Genomic DNA, 18,754 nt, shown 5'->3' on the forward strand with positions numbered 1-18,754 from the left:
CATGATCTCCGAAATCTTCATCGATCGCCCGCGTTTTGCTGCCGTCATCTCGATCGTCCTCACGCTGGCGGGCCTGATCGCGCTCACCCGGCTGCCGATCGCGCAGTTTCCCGACATCGTGCCGCCACAGGTGAGCGTCACCGCAAGCTACCCCGGCGCCGGCGCCGAGGTGGTCGAAACAACAGTCGCCCAGCCGATCGAGAGCAAGATCGTCGGCGTCGACGACATGCTCTACATGAAGTCGACGAGCGGCGCTGACGGTTCCTACACGCTCACCGTCACATTTGCCGTCGGCACGGACCCCGATATCGCCACCGTCAACGTGCAGAACCGCGTGTCGCTTGCCGAGGCCGGGCTACCGGCGGAGGTCAAGCAGACCGGCGTCAGCGTGCGCAAGAAATCATCGGCCCTGATGCAGGTGATCACCATCTACGGCAAGGACGACAGTTTCGATTCGCTGTTTCTGTCCAACTACGCCACGATCAACCTGATGGACACGGTCAAGCGGGTTCCGGGCGTCGGGGATGCCTCGCTGTTCGGCGCCAAAGACTATGCCATGCGCATCGTGCTGGACATCGACCGCCTGACCAATCTCAGTCTGACGCCGACCGATGTGATCAACGCGCTGAAGGCGCAGAACGTCCAGGCGGCAATCGGCCGGATCGGCGCGCAGCCGATGACCGACGATCCGCTGTTTCAGCTCAACCTGCAGACCCAGGGACGTCTGACCGACCCCGCCCAGTTCGAGAACGTGGTCCTGAGGGCCGAGCCGGACGGGTCCTTCGTGCGCATCCGCGATATTGCCAAAGTCGAACTGGGTGCGGCGAGCTCCGATTCGAGCGCCCGCTTCAACGGCAAGCCGGTTGCGATGATCGGCACCTACCAGGCACCGGGAGCCAATGCGCTTGCGGCCGCCGAAGGCGTCAAACAGGCGATGGAGCGCCTTTCCCAGTCGTTTCCTGAGGGACTGACCTATTCCGTCTCCTACGACACGACCCAGTTCGTCGAGGCGAGCGTCGAGAATGTTGTGCATACGCTGCTGGAAGCGTTCGTACTCGTCATCATCGTCGTCTTCCTGTTCCTCGGCAATGTCAGGGCGACATTGATCCCGCTCGTCGCCGTGCCCGTCGCGCTGATCGGCACCTTCGCGATCATCCTTGCCATGGGCTTTTCGCTCAACACGGTGTCGCTGTTGGCGATGGTTCTGGCGATCGGCATCGTCGTCGACGACGCGATCGTGGTGGTCGAGAACATCGAGCGCGTGATGGAGGAGAACCCAGGCATGCAGGCGCCCGAGGCGGCGCGTCTCGCCATGGGCGAGATCACCGGGGCGATCGTTGCCATTACGCTCGTCTTGCTGTCGGTGTTCGTTCCCGTCGCATTCATTCCGGGATTGAGCGGGCAACTGTTCCAGCAGTTTGCCGTGGCCGTATCCGTGTCGATGGTGATCTCCGCCATCAATGCGCTGACCTTGAGCCCTGCACTCTGCTCCATCCTGCTGAAGCCGCATCACGGGCCGAAGCGCGGCGTCCTCGGCTGGCTCTCGCGGCGGATCGATAACGGCCGCGATGGCTATGTCCATGTCGCCGGGCATATCGCCCGTCGGGCGATCCTCGGCATCCTGCTCCTGGCCGTCGCAATCGGCGCCAGCGGCTGGCTTTTCCGTGTCGTGCCGACCGGCTTTCTGCCAAGCGAAGACCAGGGCGCCTACTTCACCGAAATACGGCTGCCGGAGGGCGCGTCCTACAACCGCACGGATGCGGTTGTGCGCGACGTCGAAAAGATGCTCGGCGGCATCGATGGTGTCGCCGACGTCATTACGGTTACCGGCTACAGCTTCCTCGATGGCCTGGCCAAATCGAACAGCGCCTTTGCCATCGTCACGATGAAGCCGTTCGCCGAGCGGACCAGCGCGGCCAGCTCCGTCGATGCGGCGATCGCAACGACCATGGCCAAGGGCACGGCCGTCCGCGGCGCGCAGATCTTCGCGTTCAACCTGCCGCCGATCATGGGCCTCGGCACGGGGTCGGGCTTCGAATACCAGCTGCTCGACCTGCAGGGCCGCCCGCCCGCAGAGCTCGCTGCAACCGCCGGCGGCCTGATCGTCGCCGCCAATCAAAATCCGCTGCTTGGCCCCACCTTCACCACCTATTCCGCAAGCTCGCCGCAGCTCTACCTCGATCTCGATCGGGATCGCCTGCAGGCGCTCGGCGTATCCGTGAGCGACCTTTTCAACACCCTGCAGGGAACGCTCGGGTCCTATTACGTCAACGACTTCAACCTCTTCGGACGCAGCTGGAAGGTCAATCTGCAGGCGGCCGAAGCCGACCGCAGTTCGATCGACGACATCTCGCGTCTGCACGTCCGCAACGCGTCCGGTGGCATGGTCCCGGTCGCCTCGGTCGCGCGCGTCGAATACGTCATCGGCCCGCAGTCGATCGTGCGGTACAACAACTATCGCTCGATCACGCTCAATGGGCAGCCCGCCCCTGGCGTATCGTCTGGCGAGGCGCTCGCGGCGATGGAAGCCCTGTCGGCAACGACCCTGCCAGCGGGCTACAGCTACGAGTGGACCGGCACAGCCTTGCAGGAGCTTGAAGCGGCGGGACAGACGACGGCTATCCTCGCGCTTGCGGTGCTGTTTGCCTATCTGTTCCTCGTCGCGCTCTACGAAAGCTGGACGATCCCGGTCCCTGTGTTGCTGTCGGTGGCCGTCGGCGTCGCGGGCGCCCTGGTCTCGGTTCTCGTGGCGGGCCTGTCGTTCGACATCTACGCCCAGATCGGCCTCGTCGTGCTGATCGCACTCGCCTCCAAGAACGCGATCCTGATCGTCGAATTCGCCAAATTCCATCGCGAGAAGGGTGCTGGCATCGTCGAGGCCGCGGTCGAAGGCGCACGCGCCCGCTTCCGCGCGGTGATGATGACGAGCTTCGCCTTCATCGTCGGCCTCGTCCCTCTCGTCACGGCGCAAGGGGCAGGCATGCTGAGCCGGCGGGCCGTCGGCACGGGGGTCGCGGGTGGCATGCTTGCGGCCTCGCTGATCGGGATCTTCATCATCCCTGCCCTCTATGTCGTGTTTCAATCGTTGCGCGAGCGCGGCCATCGGCTTGCCGGTCTTTCGACCACGGGCGGGGTGCACGCACCGGCAACGACGAGCGATACCGAGGCCAAGCATGTTTCCGCGGAGGACGGCGAACAAGCGCGCCCGGCCACGATCGAGCAAGGCAGTCCCTAGAGGGAGGGCCGGTTCAGCAACAGGCTGAGATAAAGGCGCCTGCACGCGGCCGGATGACACGGCGGTCGTCAATCCCCCCCGGTGCACCGTACAACTGCTTGACAGCCTGCGCGAAACAGCGGAAAAATATCACCATGGGGTCGCGATCACCCCACGAGGCGACAGCCGAAGTATCGCGTCCATTCAACCGCTCAGACGGAGGACGCGTTATGCCGTCACCTCTTGAAATTTCCCCGGACAAACTTGCCCGCCTCATTGGTACTCCCAAATGTCCCGCGCTGATCGATGTCAGGATCGGCGAGGATTTCGATGCCGATCCGCGCTTGATCCCCGGATCGCTCCGGCGCGACTACCGGCTCGTTGAGAACTGGGGCAACGACTTCGCGGGACGATCCGCCGTCATCATCTGCCAGCGCGGCAAGAAGCTGAGCCACGGGGTCGCCGCCTGGCTGCGGCACGCGGGAATTCCGGCCGATGTCCTGGAAGGCGGCTTTGAGGCCTGGGTCGAAGCCGGCTATCCGGCCGTGCCCGTCTCGGCCCTGCCGAAACGTCAGACGAACGGACACACGCTCTGGGTCACGCGCGCGCGCCCGAAGATCGACCGCATCGCCTGCCCCTGGCTTGTTCGGCGCTTCGTCGATCCAAACGCCGTCTTCCTGTTCGTGGCACCCGCCGAAGTCGAAGCCGTCGCGGACCGCTTCGACGCCACGCCCTTTGACATCGACGCCCCGATCCGTTGGAGTCATCGGGGCGACCTCTGCACCTTCGACGTGATGGTCGAGGAATTCGGATTGGCAACGGAGCCGATGTTGCAGCTGGCAACCATCGTGCGGGGCGCAGACACCTCGCGCCTCGATCTCGCTCCAGAGGCCGCCGGCCTGCTTGCGGTTTCGCTCGGGCTCTCCCGCATGTATGCAGACGATCATGAGCAGTTGCAGGCAGGCATGCTGCTCTACGATGCCTTCTACCGCTGGTGCCGCGATGCGACCGGTGAAACGCACAACTGGCCCACGCCGAAAAAGGGTGCATGAAATGACCGATGTCGTTCACACCGCCGACGCCAGCAAGGCGTCGGCGCCCCATGGCCACGGCATCTCGCTTGCGGAAGCGTTCTGGGTCTGGGTTCGGATCGCAGGCTTAAGCTTCGGCGGCCCGGCGGGCCAGATCGCGGTGATGCATCGCATCCTCGTCGACGAGAAACGCTGGATCGGCGAGCACCGTTTCCTGCATGCGCTCAATTACTGCATGCTGTTGCCCGGTCCGGAGGCGCAGCAGCTGGCAATCTACATCGGCTGGCTGATGCATCGCACCGCCGGGGGCCTCATCGCCGGCATATTGTTCGTGGTTCCGGGCTTCCTTGCCATCCTGGCCTTGAGCTACGTCTATGCCGCCTTTGGCAATGTCAGCGTGATCGAAGGACTGTTCTTCGGGTTGAAGGCGGCCGTGCTTGCCGTCGTCGTCCAGGCGGTTTTCCGCATCGGCAGCCGAGCGCTGAAAAACAGGCTGATGATCGGCATCGCGGCGATAGCCTTTGTCGCGATTTTCTTCTTCCGCGTCCCATTCCCGCTGATCATCCTGACGGCCGGCATTGCCGGCTACATCGGCGGACGCCTGGGCTCGCCGCTCTTTCGCATCGGCGGCGGCCACGGCAAAACAACCGGGCCGATCCTCAAGGACGAGGATTCGGCCCTGGGTGAACAAACACCGATCCACGCCCGCCCCAACCTCACCTGGTCGATGAAGGTGTCCGCGGTGTTTCTCGCCCTATGGCTCGCGCCACTGTCGCTGCTGTTTGCGCTCGTCGGGCCGGACAGTGTCTTCACCGAAATCGGATGGTTCTTCAGCAAGATGGCGGTCGTCACCTTCGGGGGTGCCTATGCTGTGCTCGCCTATGTCGCGCAGGAGGCCGTGCAATATTACGGCTGGCTCAAACCAGGCGAGATGCTCGATGGCCTCGGCATGGCGGAAACAACGCCTGGCCCCCTGATCATGGTCGTCCAGTTCGTCGGCTTCATGGGCGCCTATCGCGACCCCGGCACGCTTTCTCCGATGACGGCAGCGACGCTGGGCGCGCTGCTGACGACGTGGGTGACCTTCGTGCCCTGCTTCCTCTGGATTTTCCTCGGGGCGCCCTTCATCGAGAAGCTGAGGGGCAATGTCGCCCTGACCGGCGCCATGTCGGCCATCACTGCTGCGGTCGTCGGCGTCATCCTCAACCTTGCGGTCTGGTTCGGCCTTCACACGTTGTTTTCGCAGGTCGTCCCGTGGAGCGTCGGCAGCCTTGCGCTCGATGTGCCTGTCCTGAGCTCGCTGGTGTTGCCGTCACTCTTGCTGACGCTTGCGGCGGCGCTGGCGATCTTCCGCTTCAACACCTCGGTGATCGCGACATTGCTGGCCTCGGCGCTCGCCGGCATGATGTGGGTGCTTGTCACTGCATAGGGTCGTGGCGTGGGACACCGTGGAAACCTGTGAGTATGGCCCTCCCGTTGCGGCAATCAGGCCGCAACACTCCCGGTCGACGGCATGTTGGCGTCCCCCCAGGTCTTGAGCGCAAGGATGACGGGCTCCAGCGTGCGGCCACGTTCCGAGAGATCATAGTCGACCCTGGGCGGAACCTGGGCGAACACCTTGCGCGTGATCAGGCCGTCGGCCTCCAGCTCGCGCAACTGGTTCGTCAGCATGCGCTGGGTAACGTTCGGCAGCTTCCGGCGGATTTCGTTGAAGCGCATGGTGCCCGACATCAGGTGGTAGAGAACGACCCCCTTCCACTTGCCGTCGATCAGGGTGAGCGTCGCTTCGACGGCACATCCCGGACTGCAGTCGAAACGATCGTGGCGTGTGCGTCCCATCCAATGGTATCCTTTTCGACACTATGGGCTTTTTATGTGCGTTCTTGCGATCTTGCAGCATAGTGCGCATCTTGGCCACGTTCAACCGATGGAGCATTCAATGCGAGCCGTAGCCTACCAAATCCCCCAACCGATCGAAGCCGAAACGTCGCTGGTCGATATCGACCTGCAGCGCCCGGAACCCGAGGGCCGGGACATCCTCGTCGAAGTCAAGGCGATCTCGGTCAATCCGGTCGACACGAAGATCCGCCGCGGAGTGAAGCCCGAACCCGGACAGTGGAAGGTGCTCGGCTGGGATGCCGCGGGTGTGGTCAGCGCCGTCGGGCCGAATGCGTCCTTCTTCAAGCCGGGCGACGAAGTCTTCTATGCAGGCGCCATCAACCGCTCCGGCACCAACGCCGAATTTCATCTGGTCGACGAGCGTATCGTCGGCAGAAAGCCGAGGTCGGTGGATTTTTCTGCCGCCGCCGCCCTGCCGCTGACTTCGATCACCGCATGGGAAATGCTGTTCGATCGTCTTGACGTCACCCGCCCGGTCGCAGGCGCTGCAAATGCGATCGTCATCATCGGCGGCGCCGGTGGCGTCGGCTCGATCGCGATACAGATCGCACGAGCGATGACGGACCTCACTGTCATCGCCACTGCGTCTCGCCCCGAAACGGTAGAATGGGTAAAATCGCTCGGCGCCCATCACGTTGTCGATCACCGGCAGCCGCTTGCTGCACAAATCGAAGCCCTCGGGCTTGGCCAGCCGGGCTTCGTGTTCTCGACGACCAATACCGGCGATCACCTTGATCAGATCGTCGAACTGATCGCGCCCCAGGGACGTTTCGGCCTGATCGACGACCCCAAGCAACTCGACGCGCTTCCACTCAAGCGCAAAAGCATCTCGCTGCATTGGGAGCTGATGTTCACACGCTCGCTGTTTGCGACCGCCGATATCGAGAAACAGAATGTCCTCTTGAACAGAGTGTCGGATCTGGTCGACGCAGGCAAGATCAAGTCCACGCTCAACGAGCATTTCGGGACGATCAATGCGGCCAACCTGAAGCGCGCGCACGCGGTAATCGAGTCCGGTAGGGCCAAGGGCAAGATCGTGCTCTCCGGTTTTTAGACGAGCGGGCGAAGCGCCGCCTTCCTCTTTCGCAAAAGCATGATGCCTGCTGCGAAGCCGCCCCATCGGGGCGGCCACGGCCGGCGTGTGTGCGCAAAAAGATCAAAAGAGGTCATGGGGAGGAGGCTCCCTCGACGACCGTACTTGCCGCCTGCTCCAGACCCGACGCCATCCCGCCAACCGAGCCTCTCGCGCCGCCAGGCGTCCCTATCCACAAGGATTGCAATGATGACACATTCCGCCGAGAAGGTGATTTCCTTGGCAATACTGCCGCAGAACCCGGCAAACGCGACGCATTGCGTGACGGGCTGCTCGCCCTGATCGAGCCGACCCGCAACGAGCCCGGCTGCCTCGACTACGTCCTGTTCGAAATGCAGGAAGAGCCGGGCACGTTCTACAGAAGCGTTCACCGACAGGGCCGCCCTCGACGCCCATTTTCAGACGCCACACTTCCAGGCTTTCGCAGCGACGGCGGACGACCTGCTCACCCGCCCTCTGCAACTGGTGTTTCTCAACCAGATTTCCGGCTGACGAAATCGAAGTCTCGCCCTGACGGATGCGCTTTTCCACGCCGGTGCAAGCGTTTCCGCATTCGGCAACAGCCCGCTTTTCCCCCAAGCGCAGTCGGCTATCACCGCTGGCGATTACCCACCGGCCGGAGATCGAATTGCACGCAAAGGCGTGTCACGCGTCGGTCACGCGCAAACAGATAAGAGGCGTGTTACTACAACCATACCCGAAGCGGCGCGAGTGTTTGTCGTCAATCGCCGTATGGTTTGAGCAAGATCATGCAACGCTATCTTTTTCACATCCACCTGGCAGGCGTTACCAGCCGCGACAAAGTCGGCACCCTGCTTGCCAACGATAGCCAGGCCGTCGAACACGGCCGCCTGGTGGCGGACGAAATCGCTGAGGAGGATGACTATCATGGCGTCATCGTCGCGGTAGAGAATGCCGAGGGTCGGCTTTTGGCGCGGCTGACGGCTTCCAGAGCGATGCCTCCCTGGCTGATCGCGAGATCGAAGTTCGAGCATGCCTGGGCGGAAATGAGCATCGATTTCAGTAAATTGTAATGTAACAGCAAGATTTCAGCACGAAAACTATAGGCATCTGGCTACAGCGCCGCGCGTCTTATTAGACGCGCAAAGGTCGCTGTAGCACTTTGAATTGCTGCATGTTTTTATCCCTAAATCAAAGACGATTTAAGGAAACATGCGGTGGGCAACTCGCCGGCAAGGTGGAAGAGGCATCGATGATGCCTCTTCCTTCGATGTCATCTCAGAATGTCGCCTTGGCACTCAGGATGAAGGAGCGGCCGGGTTCATAGAGTGGCGTGACGGTGCCGAATTCCTGACCGTAGGTGGCGCGCTCTGAGTAGGTCTCGTCGAAGATGTTGTTGATCTCGGCGCGCAGGGTCAGATTGCTGTGGCTCGGCGGCTGATACTCGACGAAGGTGTTGAAAACCTTGTAGCCCTCAAGAGGCGGGGTGCCGGCGGCAACATCGTCATTGTCGAGTGCGATCTCGACATCGCCGCCGATGGTGACACCCCAATCGATGAAGCTGTGCGCGGCCAGGAGCGTGATGAACTGACCGGCCGGGGCCGCCAGATAGATACCGGTGTCGGAGTCGGCCGGCTTGCCGTCGATCGAGACATCGATATTGGCGTATTTGACCTTGAAGTAACCGTCGCCCCAGTCGTATCCGGCACCGAGCTCGAAGCCCTTCGAGCGCACATCATGGTTCTCGATGGCCCTGGCGACCGCGTATTTGGCTGTGCGAGCGTCGTCGATATCTGTGTGGAAGAGGCTGCCTTCCACGGTGAAACCGTCATGCTTGGCGACAAGGCCGAAGGCATAATTGTCGGCCGTTATTGGCTCCGGGCCGGTTCCATAGTTCCAGTTCGGGTTCATGATGAAGTTTTCGGCAAGCGGGACGCCGGCCCAGACGTGGGAGTAGCCGGCTTTGGCCGTCAGCAGGTCCTCGATCAGATCATATTCGCCGGAGACGTTGCCGCTGAAACCGGCATTGTCCCACTTCTCATTTGTGGTGCCGGTGAACCATTGCTGGTCGCCACGCATGCCGAAGGAAAGCCGGGTGCGTTCCCAGGGTTCGAGCCGCGCCTGCGCATAGATGCCGACATTGCGCGCGCGCTCGGTCGAGGCATCGAAGCGATCTTCGAGTTCGGCCTTGTCGTTGTAGAAATCGACGCCTGCGGTGATGCTGCCGATATCGAAGCTGAACTTGTTTTCGAACTTGCCGTTGAAGCTGCCGGTTTCGCCGGCGCCGGGATAGGGGACCGATATCGTGCTTGGCGGCACCGGGCGAGGAAAGATCGGGATCTCTAGCCGCGTCGAGCTGTAGGCCAACACCACGGTTGGATCCCACCAATCCTCAGGCGTGCTGTCGGTATAGGAGAAGACCGTGTTCTGCCGGTCGAGCGTATAGTCGCGCACGCGCGGTTCCCACGGCGGGCGGCCCGAGATGAAGCCGGTATTGGCGCGGAACGGGCGCGGGGCGTCGTCGTAGACGCGTTCATGGCTGATCTCGAAACGATCACCACTCTCGAACTCGTATGCCACCTTGCCGAGCCCGCTCAGGAGATCGGTGCGCGTTCCCTCGACGATGCTGCCGTTGCCGGATTTGAACTCGTCCCCCTTGGCAAAATTGAAGTAGCCGAGAAATTCGAGCCCCTCCTGCATGCCGTAGGCGGAGATTCCGGTCTGGAAGGTTTTGCTGTTGAAGTTGTAGTTGGAGCTGACGAAGCCGCCATAGCCGTCGCCGTCGAGCAGGTCGCGGGCATCCTTCGTTTCATAGGCAATGGCGCCGCCGAGCGCGCCTGGTCCTACATCCGCAGGCGCGATGCCGGCATCGACGCGCACGGCCTTCAGCAGGCTCGGATCGATGAGGTTGGTTGCGTTGTGATGGAAGACCTTGTTGTTCTGGCGGCCGCCATCCATGGTAACGGCGAGATTGTTTTCCTCGATGCCGTGAACATAGACCTTCTGCGACATCGGCAGCGAGCTACCAACCTCGATCCCTGGCTCGCCGCGGAAGACGTCGGCGATATTCGCAGGGTTGAGAAGTTCGAGCTCCTTCTGGCTGATGACGATTTCACCGACGCCAGTGGCGTCCCCGAATACCGAAATCGGATCAAGCGCCGTAGAGCCGTCGGCCGGCGCCACTGCCGCGCCGCCACCGACCGCCCCTGTCCCGATCACGGCCGTTCGCCCGCCGGAGATGCGATACTCGATGCCCGTGCCGGAAAGCAGCCGTGCAAGCGCCTCCTCCGGCGCGTAGGAACCGACGACCGCCTTGGACATGACGCCACGGGACACCGAAGCGGCAAGCGTCACCTGCAGGCCCGATTGCCGGCCAAAGACGTTGAGCGCGTCGGCAAGCGGTTGTGCCGGCACGTTGAAGCTGCGAGCGGCACTCTCTTGTGCCGGTGCATCCTGCGCAAATGCCGAGCTCGGCCAGTTCAGCGACGAGGCCAGGCAAATCGCCATTGCCGTCGTTGCCATCAGCCGTCCCATCGGACGCCCGCCGTCGCCGCCCCAATTCAAACGACGGGATCCCTTGCGGCCTTGCGATATGCACATCGTAGTCTCATCTCCTTGAATTGCGCTCCGTTGCCGAGCGCTTTCCAACAATGACGAGGACCCCAGTTTTTTTTCTCAGAAAAATTGAATTTTATTGTCAGGATTTTCAGTATTGCGTCAGGACGCGACCATAGGTCGAAAAGGTGCGGACGCGGCCGCCATAGGGTTCGACCAGCGCCTTCAGCGCACCGTCCGGATCATGAAGATCATACAGACCGGTGACCTTGAGACCCGCGAGCTTTCGGTCCGGCACCGCTATCCACGCCGAGTGGTAACGTTGAAGCTGCTCGGCGACCGCACTGATGGACGCATCCTTGACGAAGATCCGGCCGCTGCGCCAGGCGGCGACCTGATCGGGCTGGATGATGTTGCGGGTAACCGCGCCGTCGCTCGCAGTCACGACAGCCATCTCGCCCGGAAGCAGCCTGAAGTCCGACGTTTCCCTGGCGTCCTCGACCGAGACCTGAACGACGCCTCTTTCCAGCTCGACGGTCGTTTCCCCTCCCGCAAGCCGAACGTCGAAGGCGGTACCGACGACCAGAACCGTGACGCCTCCGGCCTCCACCGTAAAGGGCCGCGCCGGATTATGCGCGACATCGAAAAACGCCTCACCGGAAAGCAACGTGACGTGGCGCCCGGCGGCGGTCATCTCCGTCTTGATGGCACTGTCGCCGCCAAGCTCGATGAGCGTTCCATCCTCCAGCGTCACTCTGGCATTCTGGCCGGTGGCGGTGATGTGATCCGCCTGAAGTCGGATCAGCAGCGACGGGCCGGCAAGGACGAGGAATAGGGTCGCGGCAATGGCAGCGACTGCGCTCATGACCGGGCGGCGCCAACGACGCCTGGTGCTCGAAATGACGTTGGCGCGCGCCGCGCCTGCCCACAGATGTTCATGGGCCGGAGCCGCTTCCCCCATCAACTGCCAGGTCCTCAACGCATATTGCCAGCCCCGCTGATGATCATCAGAGCGATGCAACCACCGCTGGAAGTCGGCGGTGAGCTCGGGACAATTCGGCTCACCCTTCAGCCGCAGAAACCAGTCCATGGCTTCTTCCAGTGTAGCGGCTGCGATTTCCTGATCCTGGGTCAATATATCCTACGCCGGTCTGGGCCTCTTCCGAGGCACTTCTACCCGAACATTCCCTCTTTTGACAAAGACGAATGACGCGCTTTTTTTTCTCAGGGAGCGACCACTTTAAGTCGCGTTGACCAGAAGTGCCGTGGCAATCTTCATCATCGCTGCCGTGACGTAACGATGGGCGCTGGCTGTCGATATGCCCAGATGCGATGCCACTTCTTCAAGCGTGTAGCCGCCGAAGCGGTGCATCTCGACGGCGACCCGCGCCTCGACAGGCAATTCCGAGAGGATCTGCGAAATCCGGCGAACGTCGTCGCACAGCAAGGTCGATTGTTCCGGCGTCGGCACGTCGGCAGGAACCGACCAGAACGGCACATCGTCCTGGTGGCCGATTGCGGCCACCTTCCGGCGCCTCAGCACATCGAGCGAGAGGTTCCTGACCGTGCGGTAGAGATAGGCGAGGAGCTGGCCTTTTGAAACCGTCCGGGTACTGGAAGGCAGAAACCGGACAAACGCATCCTGGACGATATCTTCGGCAGCATCGCGCGAGCCGAGCAGGCGGACCGCATAGGCGATGAGCGCCGGACGATGGGCAATAAAGATATCGACGCGCGTTTCGGATTGGGTCTCGGTCGTCATAGGATCCTGGCCGGGAGCGGGTTCGTCCGCGGCGACTGCTTTGCGCGAACGGGCGTAAAATTGAAAACATGTCTATAATAGTCAAGTTTAAAATTCGGCCAGCGGCGAACTTTTCCCACGGAAGAAGGAGGGTGTGTCTCAATCGCCGCGATCGCGGAAGCCACCACGGTGGGGCACGGCAAGTGCCACGGACGGCATGCAGACGGCCGGTTTTCGAGACGCGAGATGGCTATCGCAAGAGCCAAGGAACATCGTCAAAACCTTGCGTCTTTGGCGTTTGCGGCAATCCCGAAGCGTGAAAATCTGGCCGCCCCAGCAGCTTGGTCATGGATGGCCGCAGCGCCGCCACGTGAAGCGAAACACGCTTCCAGCCAGACGCGCGCCCGTCACGATCAGAGCACGACATGTGACGATTGATCTCGGCGGGCAATACACTGCGTTGGTCGGTATTGGCGGCAGCGTGTGAAATCCGATGGTTGTTCGCTGGCGCGGCGCCAGATCGAACAGGACCCCGCGGTTTCGCACGACGTATCAGGCAACGATCAGTGCCGAAGACCTCAACGATCATCGCCGCCAAGCGTGGGCTCATGCCGGGGTCTTTGGCAACGGACTTGTAGCCCCCATAACGTTCCGCATCGTATCGTCGCGGACTGTGGCATCGGAAGCGGCGCTGACGACGAGCCCCTTCTTCGCCGCGTCTTCCGCGAGCGTCTCCCAGCTGTTTCTGATCGTTGTCGCCATCTCGACCCAGGAACGGTCGACGCCGTTCGCCGCAAGCGTCTCGATCAGTACATCCATCCGCTCGACGCACTCGTCAATATTCAGGTGCAACCGGGATAGCTGGTCGAGCGTAATGCCGGGATGATCCAACAGCCTTGGTATGGTTGTCGCCGCCTTTTTGACGAGCTCGTCTTCTTCGATCAACGAACGCTGCCACGCCTCACACATCGCTGCCCCCAACTCTTACTCAGAACAACAGGATCGACGCAGGCACGACACGGGTCAACGCACCAAGGCGGGCATCAAGGCGGCCATACATCCGTCATACGGTGGAACCTTAGTCCCTCTAGACAGGTTGCGCGCGTAAAAAGAGCGGGAACGGACACGCGCGATACCGACGACACATTTTCCCGGCGAGTTTACCGACATCGCGCGACACCGATCGCAACGGCGTTAAACGACCGTGATCTGATTTCGACCGTTGCGCTTGCGGCTCGCCCTCGTCGAGCGTCGTCGCCGGGATCAGCACAACGAACTCGTCGCCGCCAAGACGTGCCAGCACGTCGTCAGACCGCAGCGCCCGCCGGCAGCCGGTGGCAATCGTCGCCAGCAGCTCGTCGCCGACGGAATGCCCCAGTTCGTCATTGACTGCCTTGAAATTGTCGACGTCGAACATCAGCAGGCATGTCGGACGGCGGGTGCGCGTGGCCAGATCGAACTCGATCGCAAGCACGTCAAGCAGTTTTCGGCGATTGTAGAGGCCGGTCAGCGGATCGGTTTCGCTTTGTTGGCGCAACTGATGCTCAATGGCATTCTTCTCGGTGATATTGCTGGCAACCCAGACCACGGCGTCCTCGCCGTCGACAGGAAAATCGAGCGCCTGGACCCGGCCTTCAAACCAGATCGGATGATCGGGCCCAGCATCTTCGAGGCCCTTAACGTCGCTTCCCGCGAGGCTGTATTCGACGATGTGCAATGCCCGGGAGCCGAGCGCCTTTTCGATTTCCAGCGCGAACCACAGCGCCTTGTCATGGGCAAGGACATCAAAAACACTCTGACCGACAAGACTGCTGCCATCGTGATAGTAGCGGTGATCCGCCCCACCGTACAGGGCAGCATAACGGCCGCTGCGCGTCAGAATGAACGCCGGGTCGGGCAAGGCGGCAAGAATGAGAGTGAGCTGATCGCGGGAAAACCGCACCTCGTTCTTCACAGGTGCATCCGCGGCGGCACGACTACGGCGCCGCGCGTCTTATAAACGCGCAAAGGTCGCTGTAGCACTTTGAATTGCTGCATGTTTTTATCCTCAAATCGAATAGGATTTAAGGAAACATGCAGTCGGCGATACGCTCATGACGATGACATCCAGGCATTGTCTTCTTCCCTTGTCTCCTCGTCCCATAGACGAAAGAGCAGGCGGTACAGACTTGGCTCAAAGGGATGCTGTCGCAAAAAACCTTCGAAATATTCAATTTTTCTAAGCTACATCCACCAGCGCCCCTAAGCGAGCATGGAGCGCATCCCTATGCGAGCTGGAACGCAAGCCATGCCCGGAAAATAGGCATATCAGTGTGACAACAACATAGGACAAGCACGCACGCCTTCTCGCTGCCGAGCGGATAGGCGCTCTTGTCCGCGCACCCGCTGAGCAGGACGGCTCGTTCATCCCAAACGCAATGTTCGACAGCCGGTCTCCGGATAGGCTATGCACGAGGTCGAGAAGGGCCGTTGGCCGAGGCGCATGATGCAGACAGACGAGCTGAACCTGAAATCCCAGCGTCCGTTGCCGCCGCTGAACGCCCTGCGCGCCTTCGATGCGCTGGCCCGGTGCGGCAGCCTGCGCGCAGCCGCAATCGAGCTCGGCGTCGTGCCCGGCGCCGTGCGCCAGCAGCTTGCAAGCCTCGAGGAGCATTTCGGCTTTGCCCTGCTCGATCGCGAAGCTGGCCGCGTGACCCTCAATCCGGCAGGACGGCGGCTCGCCGATGCCGTCGGTGTCGCCTTTGCCATCGTCTCGCGTGCGGCGGAAGAGATCTCGTCGAGCGGCAGCACCGTCCGGCTGCGGCTCGGCGTGCCGATGCCGATGGCCTCGGCATGGCTTATGCCGCACCTGGCAACGCTGCAAAGCGCCGTCTCGGGCCTTGAGGTCGATATCATCCCGGTTGCCGTCAACCAGTCGCTGACTGACATGCCTGAAATCGATGCCCTGATCGTTGGCGGTGAATACCGACCGCTGCCCGATATAGCCGCGACCGCCTTCATGGACGACCGGTTTGGCCCGGTGCTCACCGTCGGGCAACCGTCCCCCGGCCTTACGCCGCCCGATCTCGCGGACATGACCGCGCTGGTCGCCCGCACGGTGCCCTATCTCTGGGACGACTGGTTTCGCGAAAGCGGCAATGCTCCGGTCCGCTTCCGCAAGCGGATCGAGGTGGACGATCTGACGCTGGCCCTCAGTGCCGCCCGCAGCGGGCTTGGCGTCACCATCGCGCCGGCGGCCTCGATCGAAACGGACCTTGCCTCCGGCGCGCTCGAAGCGCCGTTTGGTTTTGTCAGCCGGCCGACCGGCTATCGGTTCTGCTGCCGCATTGCCGACAGGGACCGCAAGCCGATTGCTGCCCTGCGGAATTGGCTGCTCGCAGAGGGGCGGCGCCAGGAAGGAAAACTGCCCTCCGCCGCAGTTTAATGTCTCTGCCATAGGACAGGCTGCCCGGACTATCTTTGCCGGCACCATCGACAGACAGCCAGGACCCTCACCATGACCACCTCCAGCCATCCGTCCCGTATCGAGTGGGTCGGGCAAAGCTGCGCGCTTCTGCGCGCCATTGCTGCCGAGTTTGAAACAACCCTCCCGTTCAAGGGCCTGACGATCGGAACGGCAATCCATCTGGAGCCAAAGACCATAGCGCTGCTGATGACGCTCAGGGCCGGCGGCGCGCAGCTCGTGGCAACCGGCAACCTGAACAGCACCCAGCCGGCGACGGTCGATTATCTGAAACGTCAGGGCATCACCGTCATCGGTGGGCAGACGACCGATGCGACGACCCATTCCGGCTTCATCGATGCCCTGCTCGATCACCAGCCCGACCTACTGCTCGACAATGGCGGCGACCTTTTCGCTCGTGTTGCCGAACGGCCCTACGGGACATTGCTCGGTGGTACCGAGGAGACCACTTCCGGCCGGACCCGTCTGGAGCCGATGCGCGACGCCATCGGCCTGCCGGTGCTTGTCATCAACGACAGCCCCATCAAGCAGTTTGCCGAGAACCGCCATGCGGTCGGCCAGAGCCTGTTCGAAAGCTACATGCGCTTCACCAATCGCTCGACCAATGGCAAGCGTGTGACCGTTTTCGGCTATGGCGCCTGCGGCAAGGGCACCGCCGCCTGCTTTCGCAATGCCTACAGCGCTGTCAGCGTCGTCGACGTCGACCCGGTTGCAACGCTCGAGGCCCATCTCGACGGTTTCTCGACGCCGAGACCCGATGACGCCATACGCTCGGCCGACGTCATCGTCACGGTCACAGGCTCTGCGAGTATCCTGACGGCTTCGGATCTCGCGACCCTCAAGGACGGCGTGATCCTCCTCAACGGCGGGCACTTCCCGCACGAGACCGACGTTGCCGGCATGCGCGCCGATAACGCGGTGGTGGCGGCGGAAACCTACGCCGACGAGGGCATCGAGACGCTCGTCCTTGCCGATGGGCGGCGCATCCATATTCTCGGCGCAGGTCACATGGCCAATCTTGCCGGGTCAAGGGCGCTTGGCAATTCGGTCGAATCCATGGATCTCGGCTTTGCTCTCCAGGCCCGCTGCCTGGAGCGGGTGGCGAGCCGCACGCTCGACGCTTCGATGTGTGTCGTGCCGGTGCCCGGAGACATCGACGCCATGGTGGCATCCGCCTATCTCGAACTGCACCGCTGAGGGAACTGACAGATGCTGCGCTGGGGAATTCTTGGAACGAGCTTCATCTCCGACACGATGGCCGGGGCCATCTCTGCCAGCGACGGGTCCCGCATCGAAGCGGTGGCCGGGCGCGATCCGCAGCGGCTTTCGGATTTTGCCGGGCGACACGGTATCGCGAAGCACTATTCCGGCTACGACGCGCTGCTCGACGACCCTGATATCGATGTCGTCTATATCGGCCTGCCCAACAACATGCATCATGAGGCGGTGATCCGCGCCGCGGAAAAGGGCAAGGCCGTCCTGTCGGAGAAATCGCTCACCACGACGATGGCCGAAGCCGACGCCCTGGCGCAGGCCGTGCGTGACCGCGGTATCTTCTTTCTCGAAGGCTTGATGTATCTCTGCCATCCGTTGATGGCCAAGGCCGGCGAAATCCTGCAGTCCGGCCGGCTCGGTGTGATCCGCTCGGTTTCCGGTCTCTACGCCGCCGATATCTGGAAGTTCGTGAACCCGATGGGCAAGGGGACGATTTTCAATCTCGGCTGCTACCCGGCCTCGCTGCTGCACTACGTGATCCAGACGGCCTGCGGGCAGCATGCCTTTTCCAGCCGGTCGACCAGCGCCTTCGGAAACGCCTCGTCGCACGACGGCAATATCTGCGACGCAAGCCTGTCGGTTCGTTTCGACAATGGCGTTCTCGCCACGCTTCAGTCCACCGACAGCTTCGGCATGTCCTTCGCCTTTTCCATCCATGGAGAGCGCGGCGCCCTGCGGTTCCTCACCAATCCCTGGCTGCCTGTGGCTGGCGAAAATCGCCTCGAGCTTTGCGAATATGGCCGCGCTCCGGAAGAAATCGTCGTGCTTTCCGACCATGACGCCTTCGGCCATCAGGTGCGACTGGTGGAGAACTGCCTGAAGGCAGGACTGAAGGATGCCCCGCGTCCGGCACCACAACTCACCGATTCGCTCGAGATCATGTCTTTGCTCTCCGCCTGGGACGATCAGGCAAGACTGTCATCGGCAAGTGGCGCATAGCATCCCCGCCCGCCGCAGCCTGTTTTCAGGCACACGCCATAAGGACGCACGACCCCACCAAAAATGATTGCGAGCGGACCTGGCGCGCCGTTTCAAACGTCATGGTTTGTGCGTAACAATTGCGGACCGCGCGAGGGGCGCGTGGCTTCCTTGGGGGACTTATGAAGAGATTGTTGCTCACCGCAGCGCTGTTTCTCGCCGCGACCGCGGCCGGAAACGCCCAGACCGTCAACGCCGGAAAATACACCGTCGAAGGCACGAACCTGGATGGTTCCAGCTATTCCGGCACGGCCGAAATTACGCTTGCGAGCGAAACCACCTGCGTCATCGAATGGGACACGGCCGGCGTAAAATCGACCGGCGTCTGCATGCTGAACGGCAATGCCTTCGCCGCAGCCTATGTGCTCGGCGATGCCCTTGGCCTCATCGTCTACAAGGTCAACGGCGACGGTTCGCTTGATGGCACCTGGACAATCACCGGCAAGGATGGCAGCGGCACCGAAACGCTGACCGAAGCCAAGTAACCTTCGCGGCGGAATGCGCTCGGCTATCATGAAAACACCTGCAGTGGGCATCTGCCCGT

The 18,754-nt window shown here is 62.1% G+C and carries 16 protein-coding genes; 9 read left to right on the forward strand and 7 right to left on the reverse strand.

The window, feature by feature from the left end:
* Position 1 precedes the first annotated feature (1 nt).
* From ASD03_RS08830 to chrA, 3 genes are all read left to right on the forward strand, one after another.
* Positions 2-3,235, forward strand: coding sequence for a multidrug efflux RND transporter permease subunit (locus ASD03_RS08830; RefSeq protein WP_057212840.1), 3,234 nt, complete (start codon positions 2-4; stop codon positions 3,233-3,235).
* Between the two features lie 209 nt (positions 3,236-3,444).
* A complete protein-coding gene (locus tag ASD03_RS08835; protein WP_057212842.1) occupies positions 3,445-4,266 on the forward strand; it encodes a sulfurtransferase/chromate resistance protein in 822 nt (273 codons plus the stop codon).
* A gap of 1 nt (position 4,267) precedes the next feature.
* Positions 4,268-5,674 (forward strand): chromate efflux transporter, encoded by a 1,407-nt coding sequence (chrA, locus tag ASD03_RS08840; RefSeq protein WP_057212844.1) that lies wholly within the window; start codon positions 4,268-4,270, stop codon positions 5,672-5,674.
* Positions 5,675-5,730: 56 nt separating this feature from the next.
* On the opposite strand, the gene ASD03_RS08845 is transcribed toward chrA, so the two are convergent.
* A complete protein-coding gene (locus ASD03_RS08845; RefSeq protein WP_057212846.1) occupies positions 5,731-6,084 on the reverse strand; it encodes a winged helix-turn-helix transcriptional regulator in 354 nt (117 codons plus the stop codon).
* Positions 6,085-6,184: 100 nt separating this feature from the next.
* Between ASD03_RS08845 and ASD03_RS08850 the strand changes: the two genes are divergently transcribed.
* The gene (locus tag ASD03_RS08850; RefSeq protein WP_057212848.1) at positions 6,185-7,198 is read left to right on the forward strand and encodes a zinc-binding alcohol dehydrogenase family protein; all 1,014 of its coding nucleotides are present in this window, start codon (positions 6,185-6,187) and stop codon (positions 7,196-7,198) included.
* On the opposite strand, the gene ASD03_RS39910 is transcribed toward ASD03_RS08850, so the two are convergent.
* A complete protein-coding gene (locus ASD03_RS39910) occupies positions 7,195-7,608 on the reverse strand; it encodes a hypothetical protein (protein ID WP_057212850.1) in 414 nt (137 codons plus the stop codon). The two genes, ASD03_RS08850 and ASD03_RS39910, sit on opposite strands and share 4 nt — an antisense overlap.
* A 378-nt stretch (positions 7,609-7,986) precedes the next feature.
* Here ASD03_RS39910 and ASD03_RS08860 point away from each other — a divergent pair, with 378 nt between their 5' ends.
* Positions 7,987-8,271, forward strand: a complete 285-nt coding sequence (locus ASD03_RS08860; protein WP_025429395.1) for a hypothetical protein — start codon at positions 7,987-7,989, stop codon at positions 8,269-8,271.
* A 205-nt stretch (positions 8,272-8,476) separates the two neighbouring features.
* Here the strand turns inward: ASD03_RS08860 and ASD03_RS08865 are convergent, their stop codons facing one another.
* The 5 genes from ASD03_RS08865 to ASD03_RS08885 form a co-directional block, all read right to left on the reverse strand.
* Positions 8,477-10,798 carry a TonB-dependent receptor gene (locus tag ASD03_RS08865; RefSeq protein ID WP_057212852.1) on the reverse strand — a complete coding sequence of 774 codons (2,322 nt, stop codon included), beginning with the start codon at positions 10,796-10,798 and terminating at the stop codon, positions 8,477-8,479.
* 106 nt (positions 10,799-10,904) lie between these two features.
* Positions 10,905-11,843 carry a FecR family protein gene (locus tag ASD03_RS08870; protein WP_057212854.1) on the reverse strand — a complete coding sequence of 313 codons (939 nt, stop codon included), beginning with the start codon at positions 11,841-11,843 and terminating at the stop codon, positions 10,905-10,907.
* 150 nt (positions 11,844-11,993) lie between these two features.
* Positions 11,994-12,515 carry a sigma-70 family RNA polymerase sigma factor gene (locus ASD03_RS08875; protein ID WP_057209973.1) on the reverse strand — a complete coding sequence of 174 codons (522 nt, stop codon included), beginning with the start codon at positions 12,513-12,515 and terminating at the stop codon, positions 11,994-11,996.
* Positions 12,516-13,100: 585 nt separating this feature from the next.
* Positions 13,101-13,463, reverse strand: a complete 363-nt coding sequence (locus ASD03_RS08880) for a hypothetical protein (protein WP_057212856.1) — start codon at positions 13,461-13,463, stop codon at positions 13,101-13,103.
* A gap of 118 nt (positions 13,464-13,581) precedes the next feature.
* A complete protein-coding gene (locus tag ASD03_RS08885; protein ID WP_082557282.1) occupies positions 13,582-14,448 on the reverse strand; it encodes a GGDEF domain-containing protein in 867 nt (288 codons plus the stop codon).
* A gap of 492 nt (positions 14,449-14,940) precedes the next feature.
* Between ASD03_RS08885 and ASD03_RS08890 the strand changes: the two genes are divergently transcribed.
* From ASD03_RS08890 to ASD03_RS08905, 4 genes are all read left to right on the forward strand, one after another.
* Positions 14,941-15,918, forward strand: a complete 978-nt coding sequence (locus ASD03_RS08890; RefSeq protein WP_244494170.1) for a LysR substrate-binding domain-containing protein — start codon at positions 14,941-14,943, stop codon at positions 15,916-15,918.
* Between the two features lie 72 nt (positions 15,919-15,990).
* Positions 15,991-17,154, forward strand: a complete 1,164-nt coding sequence (locus ASD03_RS08895; protein WP_057212858.1) for an adenosylhomocysteinase — start codon at positions 15,991-15,993, stop codon at positions 17,152-17,154.
* A 12-nt stretch (positions 17,155-17,166) separates the two neighbouring features.
* Positions 17,167-18,171 carry a Gfo/Idh/MocA family oxidoreductase gene (locus ASD03_RS08900; protein ID WP_057212860.1) on the forward strand — a complete coding sequence of 335 codons (1,005 nt, stop codon included), beginning with the start codon at positions 17,167-17,169 and terminating at the stop codon, positions 18,169-18,171.
* 161 nt (positions 18,172-18,332) lie between these two features.
* The gene (locus tag ASD03_RS08905; RefSeq protein WP_025429404.1) at positions 18,333-18,695 is read left to right on the forward strand and encodes a hypothetical protein; all 363 of its coding nucleotides are present in this window, start codon (positions 18,333-18,335) and stop codon (positions 18,693-18,695) included.
* Positions 18,696-18,754: the final 59 nt, after the last annotated feature.

Origin of the sequence: Ensifer sp. Root127, from assembly GCF_001425225.1 — a bacterium.
Taxonomy (GTDB): Bacteria; Pseudomonadota; Alphaproteobacteria; order Rhizobiales; family Rhizobiaceae; genus Ensifer; species Ensifer canadensis.

What these genes read in the sequence shown, in the direction of transcription:
- ASD03_RS08880 (WP_057212856.1), bottom strand. Translation starts at nt 13,463, where the DNA reads ATGTGTGAGGCGTGGCAGCGTTCGTTGATCGAAGAAGACGAGCTCGTC.
- ASD03_RS08875 (WP_057209973.1), bottom strand. Translation starts at nt 12,515, where the DNA reads ATGACGACCGAGACCCAATCCGAAACGCGCGTCGATATCTTTATTGCC.
- ASD03_RS08905 (WP_025429404.1), top strand. Translation starts at nt 18,333, where the DNA reads ATGAAGAGATTGTTGCTCACCGCAGCGCTGTTTCTCGCCGCGACCGCG.
- ASD03_RS08900 (WP_057212860.1), top strand. Translation starts at nt 17,167, where the DNA reads ATGCTGCGCTGGGGAATTCTTGGAACGAGCTTCATCTCCGACACGATG.
- ASD03_RS08850 (WP_057212848.1), top strand. Translation starts at nt 6,185, where the DNA reads ATGCGAGCCGTAGCCTACCAAATCCCCCAACCGATCGAAGCCGAAACG.
- ASD03_RS08870 (WP_057212854.1), bottom strand. Translation starts at nt 11,843, where the DNA reads ATGGACTGGTTTCTGCGGCTGAAGGGTGAGCCGAATTGTCCCGAGCTC.
- chrA (WP_057212844.1), top strand. Translation starts at nt 4,268, where the DNA reads ATGACCGATGTCGTTCACACCGCCGACGCCAGCAAGGCGTCGGCGCCC.
- ASD03_RS08845 (WP_057212846.1), bottom strand. Translation starts at nt 6,084, where the DNA reads ATGGGACGCACACGCCACGATCGTTTCGACTGCAGTCCGGGATGTGCC.
- ASD03_RS08860 (WP_025429395.1), top strand. Translation starts at nt 7,987, where the DNA reads ATGCAACGCTATCTTTTTCACATCCACCTGGCAGGCGTTACCAGCCGC.
- ASD03_RS08890 (WP_244494170.1), top strand. Translation starts at nt 14,941, where the DNA reads ATGCACGAGGTCGAGAAGGGCCGTTGGCCGAGGCGCATGATGCAGACA.
- ASD03_RS08895 (WP_057212858.1), top strand. Translation starts at nt 15,991, where the DNA reads ATGACCACCTCCAGCCATCCGTCCCGTATCGAGTGGGTCGGGCAAAGC.
- ASD03_RS08830 (WP_057212840.1), top strand. Translation starts at nt 2, where the DNA reads ATGATCTCCGAAATCTTCATCGATCGCCCGCGTTTTGCTGCCGTCATC.
- ASD03_RS08865 (WP_057212852.1), bottom strand. Translation starts at nt 10,798, where the DNA reads ATGTGCATATCGCAAGGCCGCAAGGGATCCCGTCGTTTGAATTGGGGC.
- ASD03_RS08835 (WP_057212842.1), top strand. Translation starts at nt 3,445, where the DNA reads ATGCCGTCACCTCTTGAAATTTCCCCGGACAAACTTGCCCGCCTCATT.